Origin of the sequence: Desulfosarcina sp., from assembly GCF_033791525.1 — a bacterium.
In the GTDB taxonomy this organism is placed as follows: domain Bacteria; phylum Desulfobacterota; class Desulfobacteria; order Desulfobacterales; family Desulfosarcinaceae; genus Desulfosarcina.
In genome coordinates this window covers 1-20,920 of the sequence record NZ_JASJGN010000149.1, presented here as the reverse complement: position 1 = coordinate 20,920, position 20,920 = coordinate 1, and the positions used below count along the sequence as shown (strand labels likewise).

22 protein-coding genes and 1 pseudogene are annotated in these 20,920 nt (G+C 53.3%); 18 read left to right on the top strand and 5 right to left on the bottom strand.

The window, feature by feature from the left end:
- Window positions 1-41: 41 nt before the first annotated feature.
- From QNK41_RS06960 to gtfA, 6 genes are all read left to right on the top strand, one after another.
- Entirely contained in the window at window positions 42-1,460 is a 1,419-nt protein-coding gene (locus tag QNK41_RS06960; protein WP_319255136.1) for a radical SAM protein, read from the top strand.
- A gap of 116 nt (window positions 1,461-1,576) precedes the next feature.
- A complete protein-coding gene (locus tag QNK41_RS06955; protein ID WP_319255134.1) occupies window positions 1,577-1,858 on the top strand; it encodes an acylphosphatase in 282 nt (93 codons plus the stop codon).
- Window positions 1,859-1,884: 26 nt separating this feature from the next.
- A complete protein-coding gene (locus QNK41_RS06950; protein ID WP_319255132.1) occupies window positions 1,885-2,217 on the top strand; it encodes an inorganic pyrophosphatase Ppa in 333 nt (110 codons plus the stop codon).
- Window positions 2,218-2,458: 241 nt separating this feature from the next.
- Window positions 2,459-3,364: a carbohydrate kinase gene (locus tag QNK41_RS06945; protein ID WP_319255130.1), complete on the top strand. Its 906-nt coding sequence runs from the start codon at window positions 2,459-2,461 to the stop codon at window positions 3,362-3,364.
- Entirely contained in the window at window positions 3,354-5,543 is a 2,190-nt protein-coding gene (locus tag QNK41_RS06940) for an HAD-IIB family hydrolase (RefSeq protein WP_319255128.1), read from the top strand. The genes QNK41_RS06945 and QNK41_RS06940 overlap by 11 nt, the downstream gene beginning before the upstream one ends.
- Before the next feature lie 3 nt (window positions 5,544-5,546).
- Complete coding sequence (gene gtfA / locus QNK41_RS06935; protein ID WP_319255126.1) at window positions 5,547-6,995, top strand: sucrose phosphorylase; 1,449 nt, start codon at window positions 5,547-5,549, stop codon at window positions 6,993-6,995.
- A gap of 105 nt (window positions 6,996-7,100) precedes the next feature.
- On the opposite strand, the gene QNK41_RS06930 is transcribed toward gtfA, so the two are convergent.
- Window positions 7,101-9,044 carry a GNAT family N-acetyltransferase gene (locus tag QNK41_RS06930; RefSeq protein WP_319255125.1) on the bottom strand — a complete coding sequence of 648 codons (1,944 nt, stop codon included), beginning with the start codon at window positions 9,042-9,044 and terminating at the stop codon, window positions 7,101-7,103.
- Window positions 9,045-9,394: 350 nt separating this feature from the next.
- Between QNK41_RS06930 and QNK41_RS06925 the strand changes: the two genes are divergently transcribed.
- From QNK41_RS06925 to hisF, 8 genes and pseudogenes are all read left to right on the top strand, one after another.
- Window positions 9,395-9,745: a cupin domain-containing protein gene (locus QNK41_RS06925; RefSeq protein WP_319255123.1), complete on the top strand. Its 351-nt coding sequence runs from the start codon at window positions 9,395-9,397 to the stop codon at window positions 9,743-9,745.
- 1 nt (window position 9,746) lies between these two features.
- On the top strand, window positions 9,747-10,184 hold the full coding sequence (locus QNK41_RS06920) for an NUDIX hydrolase (protein ID WP_319255122.1): 438 nt from the start codon (window positions 9,747-9,749) through the stop codon (window positions 10,182-10,184).
- Window positions 10,185-10,253: 69 nt separating this feature from the next.
- Complete coding sequence (locus QNK41_RS06915) at window positions 10,254-10,925, top strand: Smr/MutS family protein (RefSeq protein ID WP_319255121.1); 672 nt, start codon at window positions 10,254-10,256, stop codon at window positions 10,923-10,925.
- 405 nt (window positions 10,926-11,330) lie between these two features.
- Window positions 11,331-12,596: an imidazolonepropionase gene (gene hutI, locus QNK41_RS06910; protein WP_319255138.1), complete on the top strand. Its 1,266-nt coding sequence runs from the start codon at window positions 11,331-11,333 to the stop codon at window positions 12,594-12,596.
- Between the two features lie 273 nt (window positions 12,597-12,869).
- Window positions 12,870-13,385 (top strand): annotated as a pseudogene (locus QNK41_RS23000) (hypothetical protein); the annotation flags it as partial.
- Between the two features lie 39 nt (window positions 13,386-13,424).
- A complete protein-coding gene (locus QNK41_RS22995) occupies window positions 13,425-14,246 on the top strand; it encodes an adenylate/guanylate cyclase domain-containing protein (protein ID WP_413815127.1) in 822 nt (273 codons plus the stop codon).
- A gap of 33 nt (window positions 14,247-14,279) precedes the next feature.
- The gene (locus QNK41_RS06900; protein WP_319255117.1) at window positions 14,280-14,687 is read left to right on the top strand and encodes an OsmC family protein; all 408 of its coding nucleotides are present in this window, start codon (window positions 14,280-14,282) and stop codon (window positions 14,685-14,687) included.
- 116 nt (window positions 14,688-14,803) lie between these two features.
- A complete protein-coding gene (gene hisF, locus QNK41_RS06895) occupies window positions 14,804-16,375 on the top strand; it encodes an imidazole glycerol phosphate synthase subunit HisF (RefSeq protein ID WP_319255115.1) in 1,572 nt (523 codons plus the stop codon).
- A gap of 158 nt (window positions 16,376-16,533) precedes the next feature.
- On the opposite strand, the gene QNK41_RS06890 is transcribed toward hisF, so the two are convergent.
- Both QNK41_RS06890 and QNK41_RS06885 read right to left on the bottom strand, forming a co-directional pair.
- Entirely contained in the window at window positions 16,534-17,007 is a 474-nt protein-coding gene (locus QNK41_RS06890) for a flavin reductase family protein (protein WP_319255113.1), read from the bottom strand.
- Between the two features lie 230 nt (window positions 17,008-17,237).
- Complete coding sequence (locus tag QNK41_RS06885) at window positions 17,238-17,864, bottom strand: hypothetical protein (RefSeq protein WP_319255111.1); 627 nt, start codon at window positions 17,862-17,864, stop codon at window positions 17,238-17,240.
- A gap of 87 nt (window positions 17,865-17,951) precedes the next feature.
- Here QNK41_RS06885 and QNK41_RS06880 point away from each other — a divergent pair, with 87 nt between their 5' ends.
- Window positions 17,952-18,308: a hypothetical protein gene (locus QNK41_RS06880; RefSeq protein WP_319255109.1), complete on the top strand. Its 357-nt coding sequence runs from the start codon at window positions 17,952-17,954 to the stop codon at window positions 18,306-18,308.
- A gap of 53 nt (window positions 18,309-18,361) precedes the next feature.
- Here the strand turns inward: QNK41_RS06880 and QNK41_RS06875 are convergent, their stop codons facing one another.
- Both QNK41_RS06875 and QNK41_RS06870 read right to left on the bottom strand, forming a co-directional pair.
- Complete coding sequence (locus tag QNK41_RS06875; RefSeq protein WP_319255108.1) at window positions 18,362-18,520, bottom strand: hypothetical protein; 159 nt, start codon at window positions 18,518-18,520, stop codon at window positions 18,362-18,364.
- Window positions 18,521-18,836: 316 nt separating this feature from the next.
- The gene (locus QNK41_RS06870) at window positions 18,837-19,037 is read right to left on the bottom strand and encodes a cold-shock protein (RefSeq protein WP_319255106.1); all 201 of its coding nucleotides are present in this window, start codon (window positions 19,035-19,037) and stop codon (window positions 18,837-18,839) included.
- A gap of 398 nt (window positions 19,038-19,435) precedes the next feature.
- On the opposite strand from QNK41_RS06870, the gene QNK41_RS06865 reads away from it, so the two are divergent.
- The 3 genes from QNK41_RS06865 to QNK41_RS22990 all read left to right on the top strand — a co-directional run bounded on the left by QNK41_RS06865 (window position 19,436) and on the right by QNK41_RS22990 (window position 20,778).
- On the top strand, window positions 19,436-19,654 hold the full coding sequence (locus QNK41_RS06865) for a hypothetical protein (protein ID WP_319255104.1): 219 nt from the start codon (window positions 19,436-19,438) through the stop codon (window positions 19,652-19,654).
- 39 nt (window positions 19,655-19,693) lie between these two features.
- A complete protein-coding gene (locus QNK41_RS06860) occupies window positions 19,694-20,032 on the top strand; it encodes a hypothetical protein (RefSeq protein WP_319255102.1) in 339 nt (112 codons plus the stop codon).
- Window positions 20,033-20,379: 347 nt separating this feature from the next.
- Window positions 20,380-20,778 carry a transposase gene (locus QNK41_RS22990; protein ID WP_413815126.1) on the top strand — a complete coding sequence of 133 codons (399 nt, stop codon included), beginning with the start codon at window positions 20,380-20,382 and terminating at the stop codon, window positions 20,776-20,778.
- Window positions 20,779-20,920: the final 142 nt, after the last annotated feature.

The window sequence follows — 20,920 nt, the reverse complement described above, 5'->3', positions numbered from 1 at the left end:
AGAAAAACCGAAAACCATTGCGATGTTGAGGGGTGTGTCAAATGAACGAACAGCAGCTGGCCTCCTACCGGCATCAGCTGGTTTCAGCAAACCTGGCCGAGTTTGGCGATACCGCCGACGCGTTGAACTGGATTTCACCGGTCGGGGCGATGGCGGCGCAAACCGAACGCGGCAAACGCCTCCAATCCATGGGTGAACGCCTGTATCTCGCGTTTAAAGGAACCAAACCCCATATCGGCCCTCTGTCTCCCGGCTGCCACATCTGCGGGGAAGGGGATTGGTCCTGCCTGTTCGTCAACGGCAAATGCAATTGCCAGTGTTTTTACTGCCCAAGCTCCCAGGCTGAGATCGGCGTTCCCACTACCAACCGGGTGCCCTTTAACAGGCCTGCTGATTATGACGCTTATGTGGGCCATTTTGGTTTCCGCGGCATAAGCATTAGCGGCGGCGAACCCCTGCTTACACCGGCGCTCACCCTGCGCTTTCTTCGGACACTGGACCAATCCAAAGAACGCCCGCTTCACCTGTGGATGTACACCAATGGTACCCTGCTGACGCCGGATCTGGTGAAAAAGCTCAAAGATGCGGGTTTGGACGAGATTCGATTTGATCTCAGTGCCGTGGGGTACGATCTGAAAAAAATTCGGCTGGCGGTCGGACAGATCCCGATTGTCACCGTCGAGATTCCTGCTATTCCCGAAGATTTTCAGCGGCTGAGGGAATTGCTGTTCCAAATGAAAGCGGTCGGTGTCGATTATTTGAATCTCCACCAACTTCGCTTGAACCCTTTCAACCGGGACCAATTAGACAAGCGAAAATATACTTATTTACACGGAGAAAAAGTGACTGTCCTGGAGTCTGAGCTAACTGCATTGGCGCTGATGCAACATGTCGTTGACCAGAATATCGGCCTTCCGGTCAATTACTGTGCGTCCGTCTTCCAACACCGTTTCCAGCGTGCCGCTGCGCGACGCAAAAGTGCCCGATTGATGGTAAAACCCCATGAGAGCATCACGGAATGCGGGTACATCCGATCGCTGTGTCTGGTCGGTGACCCCGAAAAGCTGGCCCGGCAGGAAGTCCATCTGACGTCACAGGGGGTGGATCACCAATTGTGGAGCATCGGCAGCCGCAAAGACCGTTTGTATTTTCATCCGGGCCTGTGGGAACAGATGGATACAGTTGGCCTGACAATAGCCGTTGGCTATTCAGAGGCATCGCTGTGCCCCCACATTTCATACCATCGCACCTTCAAGGAGATTCGCGTCAATTCAGAAAAGCGGCTTTTCATCGAAAAACAGCCTGTCGGTTCTGAAATTCATATAGATGATGCGCAGCGGACGCGGTTCATGTCCATCGTGAATCATCCGGCCAGTCCGGTCGTTCAAAATCATAATTCTTCCGACGACCGGTTTCGGGATTATGAATTGATTCAACCCGGGCTTCAGGATTATTTTTAAGGCGGTTATGGCGATCAACTGCCCGAGGCTGCTGATACCATTGCATTGACTTCCGGGGGCTCGCGAAATATTCTATCGGGTAAAGACGACATACAAAACGTTCTCAGGAGGATGCCATGGAAGAAAAGGCCAGGGCGCATCTGATTGTTAGCGGGCGCGTTCAAGGGGTCTGCTTCAGGGCGGAAACCCAAAAGGCGGCAACCATTTTTGGGTTGCATGGATGGGTCAGAAATAAACGCGACGGCACGGTCGAAGCGATTGCAGAAGGTGCAAAAAAGGATGTGATTTCACTGATCAATTGGTGCAAAACCGGTCCGCCCCTGTCCTGGGTGGAAAAGGTGGATGTCAACTGGCAGGACTACCACGGCGAGTTTAGTGAATTCGGTATTAACTATTAACGGTACGTCAATTCACGGAGGAACCCATGAGCGCGATCACATCCCTTCAAAAAGCCGAAAAATTCGAGATTGAAAAATACAAGGCCCCCAAAGATATCCGGTCCCTTTCCAAGACGCATGGGCCTTATACCGGATCGCCGCTAAAACATCCCCTGGACCCGGATAGGATCATCTTGCTGCCAGACCCGTATAACCAGAAAAGTCCCTACCTGGAATTCAGCAAGAATGACATCACGCATGTGGAGAAGCTGGCCAACATCGTCAATCTGGAGGGGGCGACCGTCAGCATGGTGCGAATATGGGTAAAAAAAGGCAGCATCGCCATCCAATGCACCCCGTTTAAGGTAACGTCGATGTAGCGTCGTTTTAGATGCGGCTGCCGGAGCGTATGGCGTTCACCGATCACGGCGTCCGTCTTCCTTTTGCCACACCATTTTCCGATCATCCCCTGATTTGCAAAAAGTCACGCGATGAGGCATTATGAGTCAATCGGGGTAGGTGCACGCGATCACTTATCGCTCAATCCACGGTCGTTATTCTCATCCTCGTCGAAGCCCGTTGGTAGTTTTTACACCCTTATGAGCATTCAAGGAGGGCCGCGTGATTGTTGCCATCGGTGAGATTCTCATCGACATGTTTCAGGATTATCAACGGATCGGCGGGGCGCCATTCAACTTTGCCTTTCATCTCAAAAAGCTGGGATTTCCGGTACGGTTCTTTACCCGTGTGGGCGACGATCATCACGGGCGGCGCATCATCGACCTGTTGGAAAAAAATGGCTTTGACCCGGCAGACGTCCAGATTGATTCACGGCACCCCACGGGAACGGTCCGTGTGGAGTTAGATAAGCGGGGTATTCCGGATTTTGATATCTGCACGAATGTCGCCTATGACCATCTGGATCTGAATATCGCCGATGTGTCGGGTGCGGATGGTGCTGACATGATTTATTTCGGCACCCTGCTGCAACGAACCGATGCCGCCTGCCAACAGGTCCAGCGCTTTCTCTCGCATACAAACAAGGGCGCCAGACGCTTTTGCGACATCAACCTGCGGTGGCCCCACGTCAATCCCAATGCCCTGGCCGGATCGCTCCGTCACGCCGACCTGCTCAAAGTCAACGAAGCGGAACTTGCAGAAATTCAACGCGCGCTTGGCGGCCCGACTGCAGAAAACGACGTCATGCCCTGGCTGATGGAAAGGTTTACGATCGGCGCTGTGGCGGTTACCCGGGGCAGCCGGGGCAGCGTGTTATACAGCCACGATGGACCCATCGCCAGCCCCACCGTGTCGAGTGTCCGCATTGTCGATACGGTCGGCGCCGGTGATGGATATGCCGCTATTCTGGCTGCCGGCTGCATACGGCAGATCCCCTGGGCAGAGACGCTTCGTCAGGCATCCGATTTTGCCGCACGAATCTGCGGTATTGCGGGTGCGGTGCCCGATGACGACGCTTTCTACGATGATTTTAAACCCCTGTTGAAAGGAGATGCCGATGGCCGCTAAGGGGCCAGCCATCCAGCTGTTCAGCCTGCACGGACTGATTCGATCGAGAAACCCGGAAATGGGAAGAGATGCGGATACAGGCGGGCAGATCAAGTACGTCCTGGAACTGGGTAACGGCCTGAGTGCCCGGGCGGAGATCGGCCGCGTGGATCTATTCACCCGTCTGATTGCCGACAAGCGCGTCTCATCAGATTACAGCGAGCCCATCGAAGTCGTCAACGACAAGTTTCGCATCGTTCGCATCCAGTGCGGTGGGCGTAAATACTTGCGCAAGGAAATGCTTTGGCCCCATCTCGAAGAATTTGTGGACAGGACGATCAAATTCATCAAACGCAACCATGCCCTGCCTGACATCGTCCACGGTCATTATCCCGATGCCGGATACGTGGCCATGCAGCTGGCCGAAATTTTCGGTCTGCCCTTCATCTATACCGGCCACTCCCTGGGTCGTTCCAAGCAGGCCAGGCTGCGGGATCAGGGAATGAGCGAGGCGGAGATGCTGAGGAAATTCAAAATCGATCGTCGAATCGACACGGAAGAGCAGATCCTTGCTCGGGCCGACCTGGTGATTACCAGCACCCGGCATGAAATCAAGGAACAATTCGGCTTGTACCACCACAAGGATGTCCCCGACTATCAGGTCATTCCGCCCGGCATCGGGATCGACACCTTCTATCCGTTTTATCATGACATGCTCGATGGTACGGAACAGCCAGAAGACGCCCGTTATGCCCAGGCCTCCATGCTCAAGGAGTTGAACCGCTTTTTCATGACTCCGGAAAAACCGTTGATTCTTGCCCTGAGCCGGCCGGATCAGCGTAAGAATATCTCCGGGCTGGTGCAGGCCTACGGCGAAGATCTTGAACTGCAGAGCATGGCCAACCTGGCCGTTTTTGCCGGTTTACGAAAAGATATCGATGCCATGGCAGACAACGAGCGCGAAGTCCTCACCCAAATGCTCCTGGACATGGACAAGTATGATCTTTATGGCAAAATGGCCATCCCCAAAAAACACGATTTCGAATATGAAGTGCCGGCCTTGTATCGGATTGCCGCCGAGCGAAGAGGGGTATTCGTCAACCCGGCACTGACGGAACCCTTTGGTCTCACCCTGCTCGAAGCATCGGCCACCGGGTTGCCCATCGTGGCGACCGATGACGGCGGACCCAACGATATCGTGCGCAACTGCCAAAACGGCATCCTGGTAAACGTCGCCCGCACGGACCAGGTATCCTCAGCGCTGCGCAAGATTATTGCCGACAAGGATTTATGGGAACGCTACTCGAAAAACGGCATCATGAACGTGCGTAAACACTACACATGGCAGAACCATACCCGCGAATATGCCGTTGCCGCGGGCAAGCTGACTGCCGCCAACCAACCCTCTGACCTGGCAACCACCAGGCCGTCAGGTCCCATCGGCCGACGGCTGATGAAGCTCAACCATTTCTTTATCACCGATATCGATAACACACTGATCGGCGACGACAATTCGCAGCTTGAAAAGCTGGTACATCTGCTGAATCGTCACCGGAACCGCTTCGGTTTCGGTGTGGCTACCGGCAGGACTGCCGATTCAACCCGAACGATTCTCAAAAAATATAGCATTCCCCGGCCTGACGTAATCATCTGTTCGGTCGGCAGTGCACTTTTCTATGGTAACAGCAGCAAACCCGGTCCGGGATGGGTCAGCCACATAGCCAGTCGATGGAACCGGGGCAAGATCGCCGGCCTGCTTAAAGACTTCGATTTTCTGAAGTACCAGGAAGAAGAAACCCAGCGTCGCTTCAAGGTCAGCTACTACATGAAACCGGGAAAAGATCGCCTGTCCACCATCCACAACCGCCTGCTGCACCACCGTTGCCGGTACAACCTGATTTACTCCCACGACCGCTACCTGGATATCCTGCCGTATCGGGCCTCCAAAGGAAAGGCCATTCGCTACCTGAGCTACAAGTGGGAAATCCCGTTGAAGAATTTTCTGGTCTGCGGAGACTCGGGAAACGATGAGGAGATGTTGCGCGGCGAGCCCCGCGCTGTGGTGGTGGGCAACTACAGCCATGAATTGGCGGATCTGAAGGACGGCCGGAATGTCTATTTTGCGGACAGCTCCTGTGCCGGTGGAATTTTGGAAGGCATGCAGCACTACCACTTCATCGATGAGGCCAGCGGAGGATAAGCGATGACCCTTAAAAACGAAGTACAACTGATTGTCTATCCAGACAGCTTGGGCGGCGACCTCGTCGAACTGCATTACGTGTTGCGCCGTTACTTCAGCCAGGCCATCGGCGGTGTCCACCTGCTGCCATTTTACCCTTCCTCCGCAGACCGTGGGTTTGCCCCGTTGACTTATGATGAAGTGGATCCGGTCTTCGGCACCTGGAGGGATATCGACCTGATCGGACGGGAATTTGACCTGATCATCGATTTCATGGTCAACCATATCTCAAGGCTGTCCGTCTATTTTCAGGATTATTTTGAAAAGGGGCCGGACTCCGAGTTTGCCGATATGTTCCTGAGCTTCAATAAACTCAGTCCGACCGGTGAAATCAGTGATGCGGAGCTGGCCAAGGTATACACCCGCAAGCCCCGTCCGCCGTTCACCGTTATCCAGCGCGCCGACGGCTCCAAGGAGAAGGTCTGGTGTACCTTTGACTATGAGCAGATCGATCTGGACTGGGATTCACCCAAAACCCGCGAAGTGATGCGGCGTTACCTGATCCAGCTGTCGCGGACCTCGGCGAAAATGATCCGCATGGATGCCTTTGCCTATTCGACATTGAAAATCGGCACCAATTGTTTTTTTCTGGAACCCGAAGTGTGGGATTTGCTGCAGTGGCTTCAGGATTATGTCTCCCCATTTGGCGTTGAGATTCTGCCCGAGATCCACGAACACTACAGCTATCATCAGAAGATTTCCGCCAATGGATACTGGACCTATGATTTTTCGCTGCCCATGCTGGTCCTGCACACCCTTTATCATCACACCAGCAAGGTGCTGAAACAATGGCTGGCCATATGCCCCCGAAAACAGATTACCACCCTGGATACCCATGACGGCATCGGTGTGGTGGATGTTCAAGATCTGTTGACAGCGGAAGAAGTCCAGCGAACACTGGATGACCTGGATGAAAAGGGCGCCAATACCCGTAAGATATTTTCCGGCCCCGAGTACCAGAATCTGGACGTCTACCAGGTGAACTGCACCTATTACTCCGCATTGGCGTGCAACGACGATTCCTACATCGCCGCACGGGCCATCCAGTTCTTCACACCGGGCATTCCCCAAGTCTATTATGTGGGCCTGCTGGCCGGTGAAAACGACATTGAGATGGTGCAGCAGACGAAAAACGGCCGGGACATCAACCGACACAACTACACCCTTGACGAGATCGCTGTCGACATTCGAAAGCCGGTAGTGCAGCGTTTACTGCGGCTCATGGAATTCAGGAATACCTGTCAGGCATTCGACGGCCAGTTCACCATCGAGGATGCGCCCGACGACCACCTCAAACTGACCTGGACCCGTGGTGTCCAGCGGGCCACCCTCCGGATCGACCTGGTGAGCTATGTCACCCGGATTGACTATTTCGACGAAGGGAAGCAGGCCGTTGTCGAATTTGTGGCCTGAGCGGTCACGTGACCTGTGACGGTGAGCGGTGTCCTTTCCCATAAATGAGCCGTGACGGAAGAAGGCCATCTGACGGAGACGCTACCCGAAGGCCGGGCGACGATACTACGCGTCCGCGTCTGGGATCGGCGCACCATCGCATTGGCGGCCGTTATCCGGTTTTTGTGCAGTGGAATCCCCAGATGCTGCCATATCTCCGAAGTCCATGTGAATGGTCACGTCGCTGCCCCCGGAGACGGTGGTCTTGGCATTGGGATAGCGTTTTTTGAATACGTGGATCATGGCGGTGTTTTCGCGCAGGACCGTGGCAGAAAATGCCTTGAAATTATTCTCCTTGGCAATGCGCTCAAGATCCGCCAGCAGATATGAAGAGATTCCCATCCCTTGAAAATCCTCACGAACGACGAAGGCCACCTCTGCTATGATGTCGCTCTCCTCCGCATAGGAACCGATGGCAACAATCTCCTGGTGGCCGCCGATGCGCACCTGGCCGATCATAGACATATTCTTGCGGTAGTCGACATTGGCCCATTGCTCTTGGACCACTTCGTGGGAAAAGAGTTTCATTTTGTAGAAGAATCTGAAGTAGATGGTCTTTTCCTGCAGCGAGTAGAAAAAGTTGCGGTAGGCGAATTCATCGGAGGGCAGCAGAGGCCGGAACTCAACGGTTTTTCCGTTTTTAAGGGTCAGGCGGTTCTTGTAGCCTTCGAGAAAGATCAGGTCGTCCTGTGACGGCGGAAGCTGGTCTGAGAAGATGTAGTGCCGGGTTTTGGCCAGATCGATGAGTTCTTCACGGAATTTGGGGTGAGCGATCTGGGCCAATTCCATGACCCGCTGGTAGATGCTCTTGCCGCTAAGTTCGGCAATGCCGTATTCGGTCACCACGAAGTTCACGTCGCCGCGGGTAGTAGCCACACCGGCCCCCTCGCTGAGATGGGGCACGATTCGCGAGACGGTGCCGTTCTGGGCCGTGGAGGGCAGGGCGATGACTGAAAAGCCGCCTTTGGACATGGCGCTGCCGCGAAGAAAATCCACCTGATCACCGATACCGCTGTAAAACATATAGCCCATGGAGTCGCTGCACACCTGGCCGGTGAGGTCCACCTCAAGTGCCGAACTGATCGAAATCAGGTTGTCGTTCCTGGCGATGACGGTGGGATCGTTGACGAACGCCGATGAACGGAAGTAAAACATGGGATTGTTATCCACATAGCGATACAGCTTTTCCGAGCCCATGCACAGCGATGCCACCACCCGTCCGGGTAGCAGGGTCTTCTTGCGGTTGGTGATCACCTTTTTTTCGAACAGGGGCAAAAACCCGTCGGTGATCAGCTGGGTGTGGATGCCCAGGTCTTTCTTGTCCATCAGGTTCTGCAGGATGGCAAAGGGAAGGTGACCGAAACCGATCTGTAGGGTGGCGCCATCGTCGACAAGTTGGTTGACATAAAACCCGATGCGACTGGCGGTTTCCGAATTTTTGATGCTGGGAAGCGCTTCCACCAGCGGCTCCTCATGCTGCACCAGGTAATCGATGTCGTCAATGTGGACAAAGCTGTCTCCCGAGGTTCGCGGCATGCGTGGATTCACCTGGGCGATGACCATCTTGGCATTTTGCATGCCGGCCAGGGTGATGTCGATGGAAACGCCGAGGCTGCAATAGCCGTGCTTGTCCGGCGGGCTGACCTGAATCAGGGCCACATCCAGGCCAATCCGGCGGTTGGCGAAGTATCTGGGGATTTGGGACAGGTAGGTCGGGATGTAGTCGATTTTGCCTTCGAATGCCGCCTTCCTCATGGAACTGCTGATGAAAAACAGCTTAAGGGAAAAGCGCCTTAAAAACTTGGGGTCGTCCACATAGTTGGAAAAGGTCCAGGAGAGCATCTGATAAACCATGATGTCCTGCATGCTCAGATCTTCCACCATGGTCCGGATCAGGTGCTGGGGTTCGCCGCACCCGGTGCCGATGAACACCCGGCTTCCATTTTTTATATTGGATATGGCGGTTTGAGCGTCCATCAGCTTGTTCGGACATGCCGTCTTCAGATCCATCACCATCCTCCCATCCTTCATTGTGTACGATAGCGTTGGCTGGCCACCTGCAATCGTTTTCATCAGCCTGGCAGACTGTCGATCAGCAAAACCGCGGTCATTCCATCGTAAATCAACCGGATAGTCAAGCAGACAGTTCAGGTGCGTTATTGTGTTCGCCGTCGATATGGTGGAATATACGGACTATACGGCTGCCACTCAGACAGATTGGGTTGGCTTGGCTGGATCGACTCACGGAGTCCTGAAAGGTTTTCGTCATACAAAACAGTTGACAGGACTCAGGCAGATTCATAGTTTCATCCTAAGATTTTAGATCAACCGTGTTCCCACAGAAAGGCAGGGTGCGACTCATGAAAGTGATTCAATACAGCCATGAACCGGAAACCCGCTTCGAAAATGATATGGTCCAAGGCGTTTCAGGCCGTGTGGTCATCGGCAAGGCGGACGGCGCCCCCAACTTTTGCATGCGCGTGTTCGAACTGGACAGCGGCGGCTTCACGCCTAAACATAGACACGACTGGGAGCACGAGATCTTCTTTCATGCCGGTCAGGGCGAGGTGTGGCAAAACGGCAGCTGGGTGCCGGTTCAGGCCGGCAGCGTGGCCTTTATTCCCGGCAATGAAGAACATCAGATCAGAAATGCAGGGGATGATCGGTTGACCTTTGTCTGCCTGATACCTTCCGGTGCACCGGAACTGTAGTATGTCCAAAACACACAGAAATCCGCTTCCCACTGTCGACATTATCATCGAAGTGAAAGGCGGTATTGTTCTGATCGAACGCAAAAACCCACCCTATGGATGGGCTATCCCCGGCGGGTTTGTGGACTATGGCGAATCGGTTGAAGATTGCGCTGTCAGAGAAGCACGGGAGGAGACCGGCCTGAACATTCGCCTGAAAGATCTGCTTTACGTGTATTCCCGTCCGGACCGGGACCCGAGGCATCATACCCTCACGACAGTATTCATTGCCACGGCGGACGGACAGCCCGTTGCTGGGGATGATGCGAAGGCGGCCGGGGTTTTTCACGACCGTATGTTGCCCGCTCCCCTGGTGTTCGATCATGCCGAAATTTTGGTTGATTATTTTCAATGCCTGGATGGCGCCGACCGGAGGACTGTTTTTCAAAACCATTTCTGAACGGATGCCGTATAAGGTACCCCGGGGCGCGTTTTGAACCACTGAACCGCCGAATCCACGGTTAAGGCCATGTCACGCCGTCGATCATCCATCGGAAACAGGCCCTTCAAATGCCTGGGCAAAATTCTTGTTGAGAAAAATATTCACCTGCCCGAGGTCTGCCTGCCTGAACCGCCGCTTCGCCGGCCGACGCCGTGCGAAGAGAGACATCTGTTTCGACAGGCCATGGCCGATGTGATTCCGCTGGCCGACCGAGGGATCGTTCCACCTGTGCGTTCTGTAAAGCCGCCAGGGGCACAGATGATGGAAGATCCTGACACCGAGGCCGTCCGGCAACTCAAAAGACTGGTGGAGACCGGCGATGGGTTCGTCCTCAGACACACCGCTGAGTACGTTGAGGGCGCTGCAGGATGGGTGCCTCCGGAGATGTTCCGCCGCCTGCACAGTGGGTATTTTTCCATCCAGGATCATGTGGATCTTCACGGGTTGAACCTTCCCGCGGCAAAAACGCATTTTGACCGGTTCCTTGAACAGGCCATCACCACCGGCAAGCGGGGGGTGCTGGTGGTTCATGGCCGGGGGAGGTGCTCGCCAGGACCGCCGGTGCTCAAAAAAAACCTGACTCGCTGGCTGGTCAGCGGGCGCTGGAAACGCTGGGTCATTGCATTCACCAGTGCCAGGCCCTGTGACGGTGGCACCGGCGCCACCTATGTGCTGCTCAGACGAAGACCGAAACAGTGAACATCCACCAACGGCATCTTTCGGTCCAGGCCGGTGTTCTCGCCCTTTTGAAATCCTCGACGTAGCGATGCTACGCCTGCGGTTTCTAAATTGCTGCGGCCTTGACCTGAACCGAAATCTACCATTTGTGAATGCACACTGATTTGAGGCTATAAGGATTGAAGGATTGGGAATGCAAAGATCGAATGGAGGGATATCGGATAAATGAATCCAGTGGATGCGATTAATTTATCAGAATTAGCTTTGTCCTTCAAGGGAGTCAAAGGATGCATGTTACCGATGTAATGACGACCCGACACATGACGTTGAGACCCGATGACAAAACACATACAAAGTTGTCTATACTAGTTTAAAAATATAAAAAATACAGATAGATACTATTGATACCGATTGGATCAAACCGTGATGACCCTCTCCGATTTTCCCGCAATGGTCGACACCCTCTGGCTTGACATCCACCTGGCCACACTGGCCGATCAGACCCCGTATGGCATTATTGAAAAAGGTGCCATGGCCGTTGAAAACGGGCGCATCGTATGGCTGGGGTCGATCGAAACGCTTCCCGCGGATGCGTTGACGAAAGCCCGGTCGGTGAACCGCCTTGACAATGCCTGGGTCACCCCGGGATTGATCGACTGTCACACCCATCTGGTCCACGCCGGCAATCGTGCCAGAGAATTCGAAATGCGGCTGAACGGCGCCACCTATGAGGAGATCGCCAGGGGCGGCGGGGGCATCATCAGCACCGTAACCGCAGTCAGAAACGCCTTGGAAGCCGATCTGTATGAACAGTCCGCCGGTCGGTTGAAGGCCATGCTGGCCGAAGGGGTGACCGCCGTGGAGATCAAATCCGGTTATGGATTGGATACCGAAAACGAGTTGAAGATGCTTCGGGTCGCCCGGCAGTTGGGCCGGGAATTCCCGATCACCGTCATGGCGACGTTTCTGGGTGCGCATGCTCTGCCGCCGGAATACACGGGGCGGCCGGACGCCTATATCGATCTGGTGGTGGACGAGATGATTCCCGCCGTTGCCGCCAAGGGTCTGGCAACGGCCGTGGATGCATTCTGCGAACGGATTGCCTTCACGCCGGCACAGACCGAACGCGTCTTTACTGCCGCCCGGCAGCACGGTCTTCGGGTCAAGCTGCATGCCGAACAGCTCAGCGACAGCAACGGGGCTTCACTGGCAGCCAGGTTCGGTGCCCTGAGTGCCGACCACCTGGAACACCTGAGCGCGACCGGAGCGGCGGCCATGGCCGCCGCAGGCACCGTGGCCGTGCTGCTGCCCGGGGCCTTTTATTTTCTCAAGGAGACATGCAAGCCACCTGTGGATCTGCTGCGCGGGCAGGGGATTCCCATGGCCTTGTCCACCGACTGCAATCCCGGCACGAGCCCCACGACGTCGCCGCTGCTCATGATGAATATGGCCTGCGTCAATTTCGGACTCACCCCGGCCGAAGCCCTTGCCGGTTTTACTGTCAATGCTGCCAGGGCGCTGGACATGCAAGATCAATGGGGAATCCTCGAGGTTGGCAAACAGGCCGATTTCGCGGTATGGGACATCGAAGAACCGGCCGAACTAGCCTATCGCATGGGCGGCAATCCCTGCCGCATGACCGTCAAAGGGGGCGAGATTGTTTCCCGTTTGTCGTCAACCGCTCCGGGCTAAGGGCGATCTTGCGACAATGCATTTTCATGCACATGCAGCGATCGGAAACCGGATAACTCCAGTTGGTATAAGACGCAATAGGATCCGAGCCATCCACATTACAGGAAAAAGGTCGCCGTTGTACGAACAATAACGGGTTACAACCCACGTATTTCACGCTGGCTTGACCCCACTTATCTGGCCGAGGAGACCATGCTTGAACTGATATCCATATACCTGTCATTCACTGCTATCCTGGTAGCTTACGGCGCACAGGTCTGACCGTTTTTAGACGGCCTCGGGTATGCAAAGGCCGTGCTGATTTCCTACGGTCCCATCCTCGCCGTGCTGCCGCTGCGGTTGCGCTTCCTTGGGCAGACCAACGCCATCTTGTCGGATCCCGAACCACCCATCCAACGGGTGTTTCGTCTTCCTTGGCAAGCGTTCATGGCCGATCTGTCGGCCTGGCTCGTCGCCGGTCTCGTGATGGTTCTCATCTACTACGTCTTTTTTATCCCGTTTGCATCGACTGGCATTAAGGTCCTGGTCGGTTGTGCAGCCTTCGGCATTTTCAGCGGCATGCTGGGCTACCTCTCCACCGAGCGGCGGATTGTCCGCAAACTCAAAGGGCGCAAAACGTTTTCCATGCCATCGGGAAACCTGTTGACGGTGAGTAAAAAGATCTTTTTCCTGATCGTGACGGTCTTGGGAATCATGGCATTTACAATTCTTTTAATGATGTTGCTGGATGTCTACTACCTGATCGGCCAGGATTTTTCCCAGCCTGAGATATATTGGGGTATTTTCAAGGAAATAGCCTTCGCCCTGTGCGTGCTGCTGGGCATATCCATGGTCATTGTCCGCCGATACGGCTCAAATCTGACGGAGATCCTGGACACCCAGCTTGCCGCCATGGACGAGATCAGCCGGGGCAACCTCGAAAAGCAGGTGCCGATTCTGTCCAGTGACGAATTTGCGCGCGTGGCCGAAAAAACCAACCTGATGATGCTGGGCCTGAAGGAAAGAGATTTCTGCAGGTCCAGTTTTGACAAATATGTATCCCCGGAGATCAGCCGCAAGATTCTCAACGACACCATCGCTCCGTCCGGAGAAATTCTTGATGTGACCATTGTATTTGCGGATCTGCGCAACTTCACCGGGTTTGCGGAAAAACGAAGCCCCATGGCCGTCGTGGAAATGATCAATCGCTATTTTACCGAGATGGAAGGTGTGATCAGCAGCCATGGCGGTGTGGTGCTCCAGTTCATCGGTGATGAAATCGAGGCGGTGTTCGACGCTTTGGGACCCGACGGGAATCATCCGGACCAGGCCGTGGCAGCCGCAGTTGCCATGCGCGCCGCGTTACAGCGGCTCAATGCGGAACGCCGTGAAGGGGGCGAGATGGAGATTCACCACGGCATCGGTATTCACAGCGGACCGGTTCTGGCGGGCAATGTCGGAAGTTTAAAGCGAAAAACCTATAGTATGCTGGGCGACACCGTCAATCTGGCCTCGAGGCTCCAGGTCCTCAATAAAAAGCTGGCTACCGACATCCTGATCAGCGGCGAGACCCGCAGCCGGCTCGCCTTATCGGACACCCGTCTGCGATCGATGGGCCAGCATACCGTCAAGGGAAAAACGGAAGCAGTGGATGTCTACGCGGTGGTGTAAAAAAAAACGTAAGTTAAAGGAAACAGAGGTAAAATGAGCATTCAAGCGCAAGTGAAATGGATTGATGATCTGCAATTTGTGGCACGGGCTGGCAAGGGGCCTGCGGTGGTGATGGATACCTCGGAAAGCGGCGGCGGCGCCGGTCCAATGGAACTCATGCTCATGGGCGCCGCCGGATGCACGGCCATGGACGTGATCACGATTCTAAAGAAAAAACGCCTGAACGTGACCGGATTCAAGATCAATATCTCCGGGGATAGAGCCGAGGACTACCCCAGACGCTTTACCGACATTACCATCGAGTATGTGGTCTTTGGAACGGATCTTAAACCCGAAGGCCTCCGGCAGGCCATCGACCTGTCGGAGAAAAAATATTGCGGCGCCATGGCCTCGCTGAATGCCCGGATCTCCCATACATTCCGGATTGAAGCCCCTGAATGAAAACCTTATCGTAAAACCGACGGCCTGAGCGGGTGCGAAAAAACTATTGTCCCCGGCCGGAGCGTCGTGTATTTGTGCAGCCGTTGCTAAATCAACCAACCCTATAGAGGATTCCAATGATTACCCTGCTCGACTATGGTGCGGGAAATGTGCGCAGTGTGATCAACGCCATCGAAAAGCTGGGCGAACGGATCACGGTGGCCAAAACCGGACGCGATATCCTGGATGCCGAAAAATTGGTTTTCCCCGGGGTGGGTAACTTCGGCAACATGATGCGTATCCTCAGGCAAAAGCAATTCGTCGAGCCGCTCGTGGGTTACCTATCCTCAGGGCGTCCGTTTCTCGGGATCTGCGTGGGGATGCAGGCCTTGTTCGCGGGCAGCGACGAAGCACCGGATGAGAGGGGCTTGTGCATTCTGCCCGGGAGGGTGAAGCGGTTCGACGTCCCCCTGGCCGTGCCCCATATCGGTTGGAACGGCATCAGCGCCCAACAGCCCACGGACCTGTTTTACGGGTTACAGGGCGACGAGAAATTCTACTTTGTGCACTCCTACCACGTCGTGGCCGATGATCCGGCGGTGACGCTCACCACTACCGATTACGGTGTTCCGTTTGTCAGTGCGATCCAAAAGGACAACATCCAGGCCACCCAGTTCCATCCGGAAAAAAGCGGGGCTTCCGGTTTGACTGTGCTGGAGAATTTCATCCGCAAGGACCGTCGGTTGGCGATCCCGGGTAAATGCCCGTCGCAGACCCGCCTGGCCAAGCGCATCATTGCCTGCCTGGATGTGCGTGCCAATGACCGGGGCGACCTGGTGGTGACCAAAGGCGACCAGTACGATGTGAGAGAAGACGGAAACGTGCGCAACCTGGGCAAACCGGTGGAACTGGCCGGACGCTACTTCGAGGAGGGGGCCGATGAGGTCACTTTTCTGAACATCACCGGATTTCGGGATTTCCCCTTGGAAGACATGCCCATGATCCAGGTGCTCAAGGAAACGTCCAGAAACGTATTCGTGCCGTTGACCATCGGCGGCGGCATCCGGGATTTCACCGACAAGAACGGCCGCACCTACACGGCCCTTCAAGTGGCGGCCGAGTACTTCCGTTCCGGGGCGGACAAAGTTTCCATCGGCAGCGACGCGGTGGATGTCGTCGAGGCGGTCCTGAAATCCGGCCAACAGACAGGCAAAAGCGCCATCGAGCAGATCTCCCACGTTTACGGAAATCAGGCCGTGGTGATATCCATCGATCCCCGCCGCGTCTATGTGGATTCACCGGATCAGACGCCTCATGCCACCATCGAAACGGCCATCCCCGGTCCGCAGGGCCAACGGTACTGCTGGTTCCAGTGCACCGTGAAAGGCGGGCGGGAAGGGCGGGATGTGGACGCTGTGACTCTGGCCCGGACATGCGAACAATTGGGGGCAGGGGAGATCCTGCTCAACTGCATCGACCGTGACGGTACCAACACGGGCTTTGACATTGAGCTGATCAACGCCGTGAAACAGGCGGTTTCCATCCCGGTGATTGCCTCCAGTGGCGCCGGCTGCGAAGCCCACTTTGCCGAGGTCTTCGAACACACCGATGTCGAATCGGCCCTTGCCGCCGGCATCTTTCATCGACGTGAAGTGCTCATCTCAGCAGTCAAGGCCTATCTCAAAGGCAAGGTCGAGATCAGGCTGTAGCTGATTGAAGTGCGATAGCTGGTTTGCAGCGTTCATCAGGTCTACGGAGATTGGCGGTCGGAATCCGTCCAGCCCATCTTTTTTTTCTTGACTGCAAAGCCATGCAGGATTTTTCGCCATCAGCCATCAGCCATCAGCCATCAGCCATCAGCCATCAGCTATCTCCTACCTGTGTAGCAGCCTTCGTAATCCAACGTGCAAAGGGGAATTTCTTGCCTATTGAAAACGGCCCCGACCACCTCTCCGATAAACAGGGTGTGATTGCCCGGCGCCAGGGTCTGCCGAATGCGACACTCCAAACTACCGATGCAGTCGGCCAGGATCGGGCACCCGGTTACGCCGTGGCGCCAGGCAATGGACCTAAATTTCGATTCAGGATCCGGGCCTTTGAATCGGCTCAATAGATCCTTTTGCTCCCTGGCTAGGATATTCAGGGCGAAATGTCCGCCTTTCTGCAACAGTTCATGGGAGTAACGGTTGGGATGAACGGCCACCATGACCAGCGGCGGGTCGTAGGACACCTGGCTTACCCACGAGGCGATCATTCCGTTGATGGTGTCGTCGCACCGGGTGGTTAGCACATAGATCCCGTAGGTCATGTGCGCCATGCAGTCGAGCAGTTCTTTATTCATTTTTTTCACGTGAGATGCGTTGACTCGAAGTTGGAATCTCCGGTGATGCGCTGCATTTTGCCGGAATTGCGTGCCTGCAAAACAAACTGACAAATTCCTCCCCTGTGTTCTATTCAATGATCCCGATGGCACTATCGATGGTGGTGCGATTGAGGTGGACACATTCTTTCAAAAGATAGAGGGCTTTATTAAAATTCCCCCCCTTTAATCCATCCCCATCTTTTTGGTTGTCAAGAATGAGTGCCTGTCTCTCCGTAGCGCCAGATATTTTCATCCACATCCAGTCGAATCTTCTTATAGTTGATAATGATGGTCGCGCCTGTTTTTTTAATTTCATCGAGCGCCTGCACGGAAAGATAATTTTTAAAATGCATTGCAGCGGCGGGCTCATCATGGTCAGCAGACGACTTGAGCAGGATGTAATCATGGGGGTGGCTGCTAATGAATCTGACGATTTCATCGGCATGCCGTTTGGTCAATCCGATTGCATGGAGTTGATAGAACAGCGATATCCAATACAACTCCTGCCGTGAAAAGACTGTCCGGACGGTTCTGCCCCATTTCACCTTGGTTCCGACCGGCAGGTAACCCAGCTTCATGTCATTGTTGATCATGCTTCGTTTGACCTTCAGGATATCGGCCGCTTCAAAAGAGCCGAACACTTCCTGACCGGGCAATAGTTGGTTATATAATGTTTTTTGTATGGCCATCTGTTCTCTTCCGTTACCATACGGGATGCTATAGTAGTTAAAACTATAACTATAGTTAAGCATGTGACAGCCTGTGGAATCAAGATATAAAGTGTGTTTATATAGAAATATAAGAACACCTTGGTTCAAAAGAGCGGCCAGCGTCATATGTCGGCTGGGGCTGATTCATTTTTTGGTCTCCGACACGGCCGTCACCATCATCCAGCGAGTCGTGGTGGACACTGAAGACGACACGTGCAAGACGAATGCGCCTGTGCTGAACGCTTTTCCTTCGGCGAATCCGCACGGTATACCAGCGCCCAGGGGTATGCCAGGACGGTCACCCGCGGGGAAGCCTTGACAATCTTGATAGAAGCCGAGCAGGCTGGACTGATCCACAAGGCATTTCATCCTGGATCCAAAGAATCCAGGCCGGAAACCAGTATCTGCAACTGCTGCAAGGATTGCTGCGATACGCGTCGAATCTGGCGGGAGGAGAGCGCCTGCCTATGCTGCGGGGTTTGCGCCCGGTTCGGTCCGGAATCGGTGATCTCGCTCAAGGATGGGTTGAGGAAGGTCGTCCTTTTGCCCCCGCGATTGCCTATCGTTTAGAATCGACCAAGCGCCGCATCTTTATCGGGCAAGATGACGATGGGGAGTGCCACTTAAGGCGTCTTGCGATACCCTACATCATCATAATACTTCATTTTTGCGGGTTGGCTGAAATCATTGGTTTCAATCGCTTGGGCTAAGGATTCCTCATTGTCGCTCTGTTCCGGACCGATCTTGGCAACGTTCTGCGATTGATTGGGGTTCGGTTTCATTGAGCCAACCAGTTTCTACAGCGATACGCGTAAAGAATGATGAACTCGTAAAAAGTCGCATTTCCGACGGATTCGTAAAAAGCCCGAGATCAAGGCTTGCGAATCCTTAAGGAATGAGGCGTACTTACGGTACGCCGCAGTGACGAAGGATGAAGCGTAACGCAGATATTGGGCTTTTTACGAATCCGTCAAGAATAAAGAGGGTTTAGGGAAGGGCTGAGGCGATGATAGCAAATGGTGAAGGCCTCATTTCAAATAAAAAAAAGAGCGTTCTCACGTGTGTAGAGAGAACGCCCTTTTTATTCAGAAAATAATCTTAGATCACAGTGACATTAGTAGCCGAAGGGCCTTTTGGGCCTTGCTCGATATCAAAGGATACCCGATCGCCGTCGTTGAGGGATTTAAAACCGGTCGCATTGATCGCTGAATGATGAACAAATACATCTGCTCCATCTTCCTGCTCAATGAAACCAAATCCTTTTGAGTCGTTAAACCACTTAACTACTCCATTGGTCATGATAACATCCTCCTTTCTTAAAATTTTCAACGTCACAGACTGGAGGGTGCCACTTTGACAAATGGTATTTTCCTACAGAAAGGAACTATCCCGTAAATACAATGGGACTTAATTGATTGGATGTATTTTAAGCTTTATTATTGATAAAGCAAGCTATTTGTTATTATTTTTAAAAAAAGGGGACCGTAAGTAAGAAGTGTAAAAAAACGTAACGATAAGAGAGCGATGCCCAGCATGGTCCAGTGGCAGGTGTTTTCTTCATCGATGTCGATAGCGATGGACAACAATTGACATTGGATAGGCGTGGAGCCGATTCAGAAATTAGATCCCAGAGCCTCTCCCAATCTTGAACTCACATTGAATAAGTGTTAATTGATGATATATCGAAAGAAAAAGACATGGATCTGCGCATCGATAAAGAAAAAAATATAGCCGATATCAAGCTATCGGGACAGTTAAGCAAAAAGGCAATTCTTGATGAACTCGTAAAAAGTCGCATTTCCGACGGATTCGTAAAAAGCCCGAGATCAAGGCTTGCGGGCCGCGATAGCGAGCTTGAGCGAGCGAACAATAAATCGATCGCCATCCATTCGGCGAACATTCATGTTCCATCCTGAGGAATGAGGTGTACTTACGGTACTCCGCAGTGACGAAGGATGAAGCGTAACGCAGATATCGGACTTTTTACGAATCCGTCAATTCTTAGTGCATTTGATTTAAATGTAGCTGACAACAGGTATCGGGATGGGATGGGGAGGCTATGGGATTTCAGAGATGCCGATCTGTCTTCTCTGAAATCTGAGACTGTTGTTGAGATGGCACAATATTCCTTAAATTTCCCTTCAGGGATAAATGATGTCAAAGTGGCTTTTTTGGTAAGTCGTGATTTTGAGTACGGGCTGTCGCGCATGTTTGAGTTGTCATCAAACAGTAAAACACCAATCAATGTTTTTAGGACGATGGACGAAGCCGAAAAGTGGATGATGGAAAAATAATGGTCATTCAGGTTTAGGTAGTGCTCTACACAGACCGAGACCGCAACCCCCAGAAAAAATCCACTCCCATCTTTCTTTCATGTTCTATGTAAATATTTTCATATTAAGGATTTAATTTCCTAACACCTTATGCCACATCCTCAAGTTAAATTTTATTAACTAACCGTTATTATTTGTAATAAAAGGCGATGGGATAATCCCTTAAAGATGCATGATTTTTGCATCATCGACGTCAGGGTTCCAAACTATATAGAGCCTATCTCAAAAATATAGACATATGCTCATAAACATAGCATATGCTGGGGATGGATCTCACAAACGAACAATGGGTCCGACTATAGCCTTTAATTCCATCCCCTCAACAAAAGCATGACGGTCGAGGGCGTCCCCGGAAAAATTCCAGGGATGTACTCAACGGTATCCTATGGGTACTGCGTACCGGAGCTCCCTGGAAAGACCTCCCGCTGCGCTTTCCGCCTCATCAGACCTGCCACCGCTGGTTCCAGACCTGGGTTCGGCAGGGGGTGTTCAAACAGATCCTTACTGAACTGGGTGAGGATCTTTACCAACGCGGGGGCATCGATATTCGTGAAACCTTTATAGATGGCAGTTTCAGCCCCGCAAAAAAAGGGGTCGTCTTGTCGACCCTGCAAAGCGTGGCAAGGGCACCAAGATCATGGCAATCGAAGACGCTCCTGGTCTTCCTGTCGCCATTGACATACAAAGCGCTTCACCCCACGAAGTGAAGCGGGTTGAAACCACCATCTAAAGCCGGTTTGTCAGCAAGCTGCCAGAAGGTATTATAGGCAACAAAACTTACAATAGCGATCCATTGGACCAACGGCTTCGACAGCAATAAGGAGGTTATCTTGAGGCAAGAATTGATTT